General features: G+C 43.7%; 11 protein-coding genes. 4 read left to right on the top strand and 7 right to left on the bottom strand.

Annotated elements, in window-relative coordinates:
• Window positions 1-195 precede the first annotated feature (195 nt).
• The 5 genes from MZO41_RS11535 to MZO41_RS11515 form a co-directional block, all read right to left on the bottom strand.
• Window positions 196-444: a hypothetical protein gene (locus MZO41_RS11535; protein WP_003642404.1), complete on the bottom strand. Its 249-nt coding sequence runs from the start codon at window positions 442-444 to the stop codon at window positions 196-198.
• 156 nt (window positions 445-600) lie between these two features.
• Window positions 601-1,293, bottom strand: coding sequence for a 2,3-diphosphoglycerate-dependent phosphoglycerate mutase (locus MZO41_RS11530; protein WP_003642405.1), 693 nt, complete (start codon window positions 1,291-1,293; stop codon window positions 601-603).
• A 75-nt stretch (window positions 1,294-1,368) separates the two neighbouring features.
• Window positions 1,369-2,442 (bottom strand): AI-2E family transporter, encoded by a 1,074-nt coding sequence (locus MZO41_RS11525; RefSeq protein ID WP_003642406.1) that lies wholly within the window; start codon window positions 2,440-2,442, stop codon window positions 1,369-1,371.
• A 155-nt stretch (window positions 2,443-2,597) separates the two neighbouring features.
• Window positions 2,598-3,752, bottom strand: coding sequence for an ROK family protein (locus MZO41_RS11520; RefSeq protein WP_003643436.1), 1,155 nt, complete (start codon window positions 3,750-3,752; stop codon window positions 2,598-2,600).
• Window positions 3,753-4,123: 371 nt separating this feature from the next.
• Window positions 4,124-5,161 (bottom strand): hypothetical protein, encoded by a 1,038-nt coding sequence (locus MZO41_RS11515; protein WP_022638484.1) that lies wholly within the window; start codon window positions 5,159-5,161, stop codon window positions 4,124-4,126.
• Window positions 5,162-5,303: 142 nt separating this feature from the next.
• Between MZO41_RS11515 and MZO41_RS11510 the strand changes: the two genes are divergently transcribed.
• Window positions 5,304-6,497: an SAM-dependent methyltransferase gene (locus MZO41_RS11510; protein ID WP_003642409.1), complete on the top strand. Its 1,194-nt coding sequence runs from the start codon at window positions 5,304-5,306 to the stop codon at window positions 6,495-6,497.
• Window positions 6,498-6,578: 81 nt separating this feature from the next.
• On the opposite strand, the gene MZO41_RS11505 is transcribed toward MZO41_RS11510, so the two are convergent.
• Both MZO41_RS11505 and MZO41_RS11500 read right to left on the bottom strand, forming a co-directional pair.
• The gene (locus tag MZO41_RS11505) at window positions 6,579-7,493 is read right to left on the bottom strand and encodes a hypothetical protein (RefSeq protein WP_013355954.1); all 915 of its coding nucleotides are present in this window, start codon (window positions 7,491-7,493) and stop codon (window positions 6,579-6,581) included.
• 332 nt (window positions 7,494-7,825) lie between these two features.
• On the bottom strand, window positions 7,826-8,932 hold the full coding sequence (locus MZO41_RS11500; protein WP_013355955.1) for a serine/threonine protein kinase: 1,107 nt from the start codon (window positions 8,930-8,932) through the stop codon (window positions 7,826-7,828).
• A 24-nt stretch (window positions 8,933-8,956) separates the two neighbouring features.
• Here MZO41_RS11500 and MZO41_RS11495 point away from each other — a divergent pair, with 24 nt between their 5' ends.
• Genes MZO41_RS11495 through MZO41_RS11485 form a run of 3 tightly spaced genes read left to right on the top strand, consistent with a single transcriptional unit; the run spans window position 8,957 to window position 10,368 of the window.
• Window positions 8,957-9,319, top strand: a complete 363-nt coding sequence (locus MZO41_RS11495; RefSeq protein WP_003643441.1) for a DUF4064 domain-containing protein — start codon at window positions 8,957-8,959, stop codon at window positions 9,317-9,319.
• 8 nt (window positions 9,320-9,327) lie between these two features.
• Complete coding sequence (locus MZO41_RS11490) at window positions 9,328-9,882, top strand: DUF4352 domain-containing protein (RefSeq protein ID WP_003642413.1); 555 nt, start codon at window positions 9,328-9,330, stop codon at window positions 9,880-9,882.
• Between the two features lie 51 nt (window positions 9,883-9,933).
• Window positions 9,934-10,368 carry a hypothetical protein gene (locus MZO41_RS11485; RefSeq protein ID WP_003642414.1) on the top strand — a complete coding sequence of 145 codons (435 nt, stop codon included), beginning with the start codon at window positions 9,934-9,936 and terminating at the stop codon, window positions 10,366-10,368.
• Window positions 10,369-10,522 lie beyond the last annotated feature (154 nt).

Here is a 10,522-nt window from a genome sequence, read left to right as displayed (position 1 = left end):
AAACTTTATTTATCGAATTCAAATTGAGTTCAAAATCAAAATCGAAAAAAAGAACCCAATTCGTAAATGAATTGGATTCTAAATATAACTTCATCAACACCGGTTGACAGAGACCCCAAAAAAGAGGCTACGACAGATATAGCCTCTTTCATCATGAAAATTAACGATTACGCTTTTATACTAATTATCCGGTATCTATTTACTTACCACATGGTCCTCATCCAACATGTACTGGAACGCCACGTCACCAGTCAATAAGTTAGCTTTGAACAAGCCCTGGTTACCATTGTTTTCGTCACCCATGACCACGAAGTACGCGGCACCTTCATCAGCCACATGTTGAAAACTCAGGTAGTTCCCCTTGAAACCTTGCTTGCGGAACAAACCAATAATCCGGATCATTTCACGTTGTGTCACTTCATCTGCTGCTACTTTTTCACTCATATTTAGCTTTAACTCCAATTCTCTGCTTTATTCTCATTCTGCCGTTTTGGGAGCTGGTCTTATTTCCAGAAATTACTCTTATCGGCCCTCAGCGCCCAAAAAAGCACTCCCCTGAGACAGCGGAGTGCTCCAAAAAACTAGTAAATAACTATTAAATTATTTGCCTAACTTTTCCTTACCAAGAACCTTTAACTTTTCATCAAAGTCATAGACAACTGGTTCGCCAGTAGCCATTTCAAGGTCCATGATATCATCATCACTGATTTGTTCGATGTACTTGCTTAAGGCACGTAATGAGTTACCGTGGGCAGCAATGATTACATTCTTGCCGTCTAATAACTTAGGTGCGATTTGGTCTTCCCAGAAAGGCATAACGCGTTCCAAGGTAACCTTCAAGTTTTCGCCACCAGGGACGATGTTAGGGTCTAAGTCAGCGTAACGACGATCGTTAACGGCTGAACCTTCATCATCGGCACTCAATAATGGAGGTAAAACATCATAAGAACGACGCCAGATATGAACTTGGTCGTCACCGTATTTTTCAGCGGTTTCCTTCTTGTTCAATCCTTGTAATGCACCATAATGACGTTCGTTTAAACGCCAAGTCTTGGTTTCTGGAATCCAGAGTTGGTCGGATTCTTCAAGCACATAGTGCAAAGTCTTGATGGCACGAGTCAAAACTGAAGTAAAGGCGTAATCGAATTCTAAGCCTGCTTCTTTAACTTTTTGACCAGCAGCCTTAGCTTCTTCAACACCCTTTTCGCTTAAATCAACGTCAACCCAACCAGTAAATTGGTTAGATAAGTTCCATTCACTTTGACCGTGACGAATCAATACTAATTTTGCCATAGCAGTTAATGACCTCTTTCTTAAGTTATTTACTCACCCTATTTTACACTGAAAAAGCGAAAAATCAAAACAATATCAGCGCTTATTTTCAGAATCCGGGTGGAAAGTAATCGTTTTTTTCAGATTAATGTTAGGTCGCGGCCGGTGAACCGGTTTCACGCCGATGATGTCCAAAATAAAGTTAAAAATCGGTACACCGACGATCAGTCCCCAGACACCAAACAGACGCTCACTCACTAGTAATACGACAAACGTATAAAAAATGGGCAGCTCCGTGCGACTCGACATAAACTTGGGATTCAAGACATAGGCTTCTAAGGCGTGCACAACCAAAATCATTAAGAGCATATAGACCACGTAGCGCAAACCGCCAACCGAATAGGCAATCAAGCTCAGCGGTACGACTGAAATAATCACCCCAGCGACTGGAATCAGACTTAAAATAAAGATCATTAATCCCAAGCTAATCAGTTGAGGCATCTTCAAGATTGCCATGAAGGCTACCGTAATCACCGTATTGACAATCGCAATCAAGAACTGCGCTTCCAAAACAACGCCAAAGCTATTCACAAACTTTTTGGCAAAGAAATGGACGTCTTGAAAGAACCAGCCAAACGTACTGGTCAAAAAGCGCTTCGTGAAGACCCGCATCTGATGATCCTCAATCGTAAAGAAGAAGCTCAAAATAAATGACAAGAAGAAGGTTAGTCCCATATTACCAATATTAGTAATATACTGGAACACAACTGAAATACCGCCCTTCAATTGTTTGAGTATATCCGACTCTTGAAAATACGATGTCACCCACGTCAACACTTGGTTAGTATCATGTGATGGGTTCTGATAAAACCGATAGACTGATTCAAACGTCAAAAAAGTTTGTTTGATCAACTGCGGTAAATAAATCGATACAGCAAAGTAAATTCCAAGAATGACTAGTGCGTAGACCACTAGGACAATGATCGTCGGTGGAATCTTCACCCACCGCCGAACTGCCCGAACTAACCGCGTCACTAAGAACGTAAAAATAAACGTTAATAAAATGATACTCATCATACTTGATGCCAAGTATAGCGTTAACACAATCAACGCCAATACGCAGGCGCGCCGCCAGCGCACATTTCGTATTAACTGTGACCAAAATTCCACAACATCCACCCCTCTACTATCCCTTACTCCTATTCTAACGGAAAGTCTCAGCAATAAAAATTAAAAGGCCGTTGTGAATCGACAAAAAACGTGTCAAGTTTATCACTAATCACTCGATAAACTTCACACGTTCGTTTAAATAAACACTTAATGACTTATGAGAACTGCATCTTTAAGCTCTCTAATCCTAATGCTTGGTGAATAATAACTGAGGCGCCACCCAACAAGGCCGCCGACTGTACGTTCTTGGTTGCAATGATCGGAACTTGCCGACTTGGCGAAGTTAGCTTGGCCGTGCTCTCCCGAACATTAGTCAATAGTTGTGGCAAGATTTCTAGAACGGTCGTGTTCAACACAACCACATCTGGTGCGAACGCCGTGGAAACATTCGCAATCACCTTAGATAGATAGTAAACAAAGTCTTCGAAGACCTTTGTCACTTCCGGATCATGGTTGATGTAGTCATGTTTGACCGTCGTCAAATCTAGTCGATCGACATGCTTGATGGCCTTCAACCGAGCCCACAAGGCTTTTTCAGAAGCATAATCGTTAACGGATGCCAAGTGGTCCTCAACGTGCCGATCTTCTAACAAAGCAGTCCCCACTTCACCTGCTTCGCCTTCATGACCAGAATATAGTCGCGAATCAGCCACGATTCCCGCATGAATTTGATCGCGAACGACTACTGAAACCACGTTATCGAAAATCTCATTGTCATGGAAATCACGTTCAAAAACGGCCGTTAAGTTAGCTTTCTTTTCCAGAACTACCGGAATCCGTAGCTTATCACGTAAATACTTTGCTAGATCAAAGTGTGTTAGTCCCTTGATCGGTGTCTTGAGGATTTTATTCTCATAAATAATCCCATCCAGCGCAATGGCGACCCCCATCAGACCATGAATCGTACCATAGTCATCAACGTTCCGTAATTGATCTTCAATCAAATCAATGACATCCGTCAACGTCATATCGCTCGTCTTAAAGCTTTGAAAGTGCAAAATTTTACCATTCAACCGTGAATACATAAGTTTGACTGCGTCAGCCGTCATGTCAATGCTGGCCACAAAACCATAGTTCACGTTCAGCTCAGCCATCACTGGTTTACGACCGCCGTTTTTCGTGCTGACACCACAGCCAATTTCCTTGATGAACTGGGTCCGCAGTAGCTGATTATAAATATCTGAAACCGTCACTTTATTCAAACTCAAGTTCCGTGAAATCTGGCTCCGGCTAATCGGTCCTTCGTTAATAACCTGCTGCAGAACTTGCTTTTCATTCGTACTGCGCATTACATGTTTATTAATAATCATACTGAATTTCGATGCCCACCATTGACAATCGAACTACTTTACCAAATCATGTTAATTTGGTCTGCCATTAATTCAATCATCAACGGGCACCTTAACCCCCTAATCTGTTAATATTCTATAGCATCAAACAAAAATAGTACACAAAATAGTCAATTTTATACCCATTTTGACATATGAACGTTAAAAAAAGGCCAATACCGATATAAAATGACCGCCCCCGTAGAACCAAAATATCAAGAACGAAAACTTTCCGTCCTTACTCCTACATTCTATAACAGTTTTTATAAAAAAATCACCGATTGACACCTAAAAGTAGGTGTTTTATCGATGATTGTTAAGTGGACTTCCATACTGTTATTAAATTGTTTATATTACTGCAACGACCTCGCTGCTTGCGCCAGAGACATATGTTGTAAACTGGCTTGTTGTAAAATGGCCTCGATTTGGGCATCCGTATACTGACTAGCATTAAATCCAGCTTGCGCTAGCTCCGCACGCGTTGCCTGAATCTGATCAGAGCTATAATTCATCGTTTGGGCAGCTTGCGCCAGTGAGAGGTGTTGTGCCGCTGCTCGTTGCAGAATAGCACGAATTTGGGCATCACTATAACTACTGCCGTCGAGCCCTTGCGCAGTCAACTCAGCACGAGTCGTCTGCACTTGACTGTCACCATAACTGTTGTTAGCTGCAGCTGACGAGCCCATCGAATGGTTAGCTGAGGAAGTTGATGATGAAGCAGCCGCCTGCTGTTTAGTGGCTGGCGTGCGTTGCGTTTGTTGCTGACTTCCGGTCATCCCCGTAACCGCTTGTGCCGCACTCGGGATCACCGGTGCTGAACCGGTCAATGTCTTGAGTGACGCATTATTTTGTTTCTGTAAATCCAACACATTTTTCCGAATATCCTGATAGTAACGTTGCTTAAACGCCTTATCCTGCAATAACTTAGCAATTACAACGTTAGAATCCGTAAACTCATTCGCTTTATTCAGCTCAGCAGCTTTCTGATACTGTTGTTGATAAGTCTTGCGTTTTTGTTGCACCTTTTTTATTAAGGTAAGTTGTTCTTGGGCCTGATTAATTAACGTAACTGCACCGTGCTTGGTCGTCTTAACCGTCATAAAGTCACGTTTAGCCATGTCAAATTTCCGCGCAGCCAATGCTTCTTGACCAGCCACATAAGTCTGGGTCTGGGTTAAATACCGTTGCGCCTCAGTACTACTAGCTTTCGTTCTGGTCGCATGTGTAAAACTCGTCTCCGCTAACGTATAATTCCGCGCTTGCAGTGCCCGCTCACCAGTTCGCATTTCAGCCGTGTATGAGTCTTCCTGCAGACGGTACCGCGTATATGAATAACTACCAACCCCCACAGCGATAATTACTGCAAACACGATCCACATCCATCTTTTCATCACGACACCCCCATCAACTGATTTTGTAATTAATTTATTATAACATGTTTACGAATCAGGTCGCGATTCGTTGTGCTTACAAAACTGTTTTCATAAGCGTATAATAATTAGTGTATTTTACGAAGAAAGGATCCTTATTGCAATGCTAGAAAAAACCTTTTACCACACCCTTCTAAGCCACTCATTCAATATGCCCGTCACAGTCAACTACTGGGATGGAAGTAGTGAAACTTATGGTGAAGGCACACCAGAAGTCACGGTGACTTTTAAAGAAGCCATTCCAATGCGTGAAATTACCAAGAACGCTTCAATTGCCCTTGGTGAAGCTTATATGGATGGCAAGATTGAAATTGATGGCAGTATTCAAAAATTAATTGAATCGGCCTATGAATCGGCAGAAAGTTTCTTCAACAATTCTAAGTTCAAGAAGTTCATGCCTAAACAATCTCACTCTGAAAAGAAGAGTCAACAAGACATCCAAAGCCATTACGATGTGGGTAACGACTTCTACAAGATGTGGCTTGATCCAACCATGACCTATTCTTGTGCTTACTTCAAACATGACACTGATACATTAGAAGAAGCCCAGATTCATAAGGTTCATCACATCATTCAAAAGCTCAACCCACAACCTGGCAAGACCTTACTAGACATTGGTTGCGGTTGGGGTACGTTGATGTTGACTGCCGCTAAAGAATACGGCTTAAAAGTCGTCGGGGTCACGTTATCACAAGAACAATATAACCTAGTTGCTCAACGCATCAAGGATGAAGGCCTCAGTGATGTTGCTGAAGTCCGGTTACAAGATTACCGTGAACTTGGCGACGAAACTTTCGACTACATTACCAGTGTTGGGATGTTCGAACACGTTGGTAAGGACAACTTAGCAATGTACTTTGAACGCGTTAACCACTATCTTAAAGCTGACGGCGTTGCCTTATTGCACGGCATCACCCGGCAACAAGGTGGCGCCACTAACGGTTGGTTAGATAAGTACATTTTCCCAGGTGGCTACGTTCCTGGGATGACCGAAAACTTACAACACATTGTTGACGCCGGCTTACAAGTCGCTGACGTTGAAACCCTCCGTCGCCATTACCAACGGACGACTGAAATCTGGGATAAAAACTTTAACGCTAAGCGCGCTGCCATCGAAGAAAAGATGGGCGTGCGCTTCACTCGCATGTGGGATCTCTACCTACAAGCCTGTGCCGCTTCCTTCCAGTCTGGTAACATTGACGTCATGCAGTACCTCGTAACTAAAGGTGCTTCATCACGAACCTTACCAATGACCCGGAAATACATGTATGCGGATAACCGAATCAATAAAGCTTAATTAAATGCCAAAATACCAACTATCTCGATTATTTCGAAATAGTTGGTATTTTTTTGACCATTTTTCAGGAATGACTGACAACTAGCTTTCAGTCACCGCCATGCGTACCCAACCCAAGATCTGATGGTAGATGAGTAACGATCCTAGGAAGAAAGCGGCCGCTAAACCGGCGGATGTCGGTAGTTTGTTAAACATATTGGCTGGTAACACTAAGGCTAATAGTGGAAAGGCATACGCTGCTGGCAATTGTAAGTTAAGCGCCCGTAACCACAAATACACAAGTGGTAAGGCAATGACCGTCGTTAATAGCCACGAAGCAATCAATAGGTGAATGCCGACCCCAATACTAGCAGCAGCCGACAATGCAAGCCACTGCTTAAGTGCGGTCGTTACCGTATATTCAGACTGTTGAGCCGCTTCAAAGAAAACGACGATCACGGGTGGGATTGCGGCCATCTGGGGCTGTCCCGCTAGCCAAACAATACCCACCCAGACAAAAACTAGGCTGATAAAGCCGAGCATTTGCCAGCGACTAGCAGAAGCTTCGGTTACCCGTGAGATTGATCGCGGTCGTTGAATCCAAGCCCCAATCATCAGGCAAATAGTCCAGAAAAAGATGGCTACGATAAAGGTCCAGTGCGTTGCATTAATGATAATTGGCAGTAAGCCAGTAGCAAAGGCTGGCGCCAAATTCGATTTTAACCCCTTCAATAATAATAGCATCAGTAATAGACCGACAAGCACTTTGAGGGCGTACGACCAAGGTAGTTGATTGACTAAGAAGCCAATAATTGCAGTTCCAGATGGTACTAAGAATAACTTTAAGGGTTGCCGAGTCCACGCCGTCTTACGATAAACCCACGTCCCGGCTGTCAGAGCACCGATTTCGGGTAAAATGATTTCCGCATCATGTTGCAATGTGGCACTCGCCACCATTAATAGAATGAAGCTCCACCCAGCTAAGTATCGCCAACCATCGCTTTGCTTTAAATCCATTTCGACAAAATATTCCTTTCTTATATTCGATTAGATATATTTATGTTATCAAGTGTCAACGACTAGCATTGTACCATAAATACAATCGTCTCCTCAAATAATCCTGAAAACACATCAACAGTTTTCAGGATTATTTTCAATCACTTTCCTGACCTATAAATCAAAATTCGACTGAGTAAAGTCTTACCCAGTCGAATTCAGTCGTCGCGCCAACGCAGTCGCAACGTTATCAACACCGCAGTCAGAAAATTATGCATTTTGCATAAGCCTTTTGATAACTAAACGGTTATGCTATTTATCGTACTAGTAATTGGTTAACCAGCCTACGTACACTAGCCGTTACGGCCTAACATCAAAAATATGAAGATGGCTTCTGCTACTCGTAACCACCACCGATATCGGTGCCAGCGTAATACCGACCAATGGTGTTTTAGCCACTGATTGGCATAGTGCGCAATCAGTGGCGCCCCGATAATCATAAAACCCTCGGTCCAAAAATCGACGCGGGCGGGCCAAGTCGTGTTATCAAAGCCAGCACCAATGGTCGCAACTACGAGCAAGATGTAGAGGCCCCACAAACTGATTTGTAAAGGTCGTTTGATTTTCGGCCACCATTGCCGGGCCTGTATTCGCTTAATCATTGATTGATGGTGCGGCCGATAATGCTCATGACCAGGTAACGCTGCTAACATTGCAGTCGCACTTTGATATCGTTGCTGTGGGTCTAGGGCCGTGGCCTTCATAATAATCGGGGCCCATGTTGAATCCTGTGTCAGTGTCGTTGTATCTAACGGCCCGCTCGGCTCTTGACCAGTCAACAAACAGTTTAGAACGACCCCTAACGAATATAGATCGCTCCGTTGATCCGTTTGGGCGAAGCCATAGTTTTCAGGTGCGGCAAAACCGCTCGTGCCTAATAAACGAGTATCACTGTCTTGCTCAGCATGATATTGTCGCGCTGCGTTGACATCAATCAAATAGTAGTGATCCCGATAACACATCACGTTACTTAGTTTAAGGTCCCGATGCACAATTTGTTGTTGCCCCAACGCCTGTAGCGTTATCAACAATTCTTGTGCGACGCGCACCGTCATTTCGGGGGAAAACGGTCCTTGTGTGGCCAATCGATCCACTAGTGTTTGACCATTAATTAAGGTCTCAACACTTACAATGCAATCAGTCGCCGTTAATAATGCTTCGATCCGGGGCATTCGGGGAATTGGCTGCTGCTTCAAACGCTGTAGAACAGGAACATTATCAGGATTTAATAGTTTAGCTACCGAAACAACCTGTTGCTTCTTAACCAGTAACGGAAACTCGCGTTGCGCAACTAATGGTCCTAGTGGTTCATAACCAGCCGTACTTAACAATTGCATTGCTTGAACAATCGGTAACACCGTGACACCCCCCTTTTTATCAAAATTACTAACTTTTATCATAACCATACTTTTGGAGGAATTACAATGTCAAAATATCAGAATAACGAAGTCACACCAGTCGCACACCAGTCGCGAACAGCCGAATTAGTTTTAGGAATTATTGGCGGTATCTTCGGTATCATTGCCGGCTTACTGGCGATGACCATCGGCGGCATCGGTAGTGCTTTAGAAACCAGCGGATCGGCTGGGGTCAGCAATCTTGGCGTTGGCTGCATTATTGTCTCTGTCCTCGCGATTATTTTAAGTGTCATGATTAATCGCAATCACGTTTTAATGGGCTGGTTGATCATCCTTTGTGGGATTCTTAACTTCGTCTTTGTCAGCTTCTTCGGGATTCTAAGCGGTCTGCTCATTGTTATTGCGGGCGGCTTAGCACTAAGAAAGTAGGTAAGCTCATGCAAAAAACGAAAGCTTGGTATCAAAAATGGTGGGCGTGGGTCCTGATTCTCCTTGGCATCTTCTTTGTCATCAGCCTCGTCAATTCTCCACAAGACGGTAAAAACTCACAAGCAGCGACGACCAAAAAGACCAGCGCTAGCAAGTCCACCGCTAAGGAAACCCCGGCAAATACGATTTATAAAGTCGGGCAGACAGCCACCATCGATCACGTGCAAGTAACGGTTAATAATGTTAAAACCGCAACGACGCTCAATGATGTTCAGCCTAAAACTGGCAATCAATATTATACGGTCACCGTAACATTGAAAAATAGCGGTAGAGATAAAGTCAGCTATAACCCGTTTGACTTTAAAATCAAGGCCGCCGGTAACCAAACTAGCCTAGATGAGATCAACATTGATGAAAATAACCAATTAGATAGTGGTGACCTGACCGCTGGTGGCTCTGTCAGTGGTACCATGACTGGTCAAGCCAAAGCAGATGGGTCCGTTGAACTCATCTACAATCCCAGCTACTTCAGTGATCGGCATTTGACCTTTAAATTACAGTAGTTTCTGGTACACTAATACTAATTAAGAAGGAGTATTAGGGGGGCACTAACCGTGGTAGAACGCGCAACTAAGGAACTATTTAACGAAATCAAACATGCAAGTGAGGCCGACCAATTTATGACAAATATGGCCACTAGTTTTATTCGTACCAATCCGGCGGAATACCTCGCCGAGCTTATTCAAATCAAACACGTCACTAAAAGCCAAGTCATTCGGCGCGCTAATCTAACGCCCTCGATCGGTTACCAGTACTTCGATGGCAAGCGCCGACCTAACCGGGCTCGCATCATCGCCCTCGGATTCGGTTTTCAACTGACCCTGACCGAGCTTAACACGATGCTCAAGCGAACTGGTTACGCCGTCCTTTATGCTAAGGATGAATGGGATGCTCTGGTCATCTTCGCACTTAGTCAGCGCTTTGATCTTAATCGTACTGATGAACTACTTTATCAATACGGTCTAGGCACGATTACCGACGAAGATTAGCGTAGTTGCCAACATCCACACTAATGTCCTATGGCAGACTCACGCCAACTAAAAGTTCGGCATAACCAGGTTCTAGAATACTAAAAGACCAGGCCCTAATGAGTTGAATGCTCATTAGGGCCTGGTTTGCTCAATCTAGGTCAAAGATAAAGAT

This window comes from Lactiplantibacillus sp. C232, from assembly GCF_023806725.1.
Lineage (GTDB): Bacteria > Bacillota > Bacilli > Lactobacillales > Lactobacillaceae > Lactiplantibacillus > Lactiplantibacillus plantarum.
The sequence above is the reverse complement of the archived record's forward strand: the minus strand, read 5'-3'. Positions and strand labels throughout refer to the sequence as shown.

Bases quoted from the DNA above. Each gene is read 5' to 3' on its own strand.
- MZO41_RS11535 (WP_003642404.1), bottom strand. From the start codon at position 444: ATGAGTGAAAAAGTAGCAGCAGATGAAGTGACACAACGTGAAATGATC.
- MZO41_RS11530 (WP_003642405.1), bottom strand. From the start codon at position 1,293: ATGGCAAAATTAGTATTGATTCGTCACGGTCAAAGTGAATGGAACTTA.
- MZO41_RS11520 (WP_003643436.1), bottom strand. From the start codon at position 3,752: ATGATTATTAATAAACATGTAATGCGCAGTACGAATGAAAAGCAAGTT.
- MZO41_RS11515 (WP_022638484.1), bottom strand. From the start codon at position 5,161: ATGAAAAGATGGATGTGGATCGTGTTTGCAGTAATTATCGCTGTGGGG.
- MZO41_RS11510 (WP_003642409.1), top strand. From the start codon at position 5,304: ATGCTAGAAAAAACCTTTTACCACACCCTTCTAAGCCACTCATTCAAT.
- MZO41_RS11505 (WP_013355954.1), bottom strand. From the start codon at position 7,493: ATGGATTTAAAGCAAAGCGATGGTTGGCGATACTTAGCTGGGTGGAGC.
- MZO41_RS11500 (WP_013355955.1), bottom strand. From the start codon at position 8,932: ATGATAAAAGTTAGTAATTTTGATAAAAAGGGGGGTGTCACGGTGTTA.
- MZO41_RS11495 (WP_003643441.1), top strand. From the start codon at position 8,957: ATGTCAAAATATCAGAATAACGAAGTCACACCAGTCGCACACCAGTCG.
- MZO41_RS11490 (WP_003642413.1), top strand. From the start codon at position 9,328: ATGCAAAAAACGAAAGCTTGGTATCAAAAATGGTGGGCGTGGGTCCTG.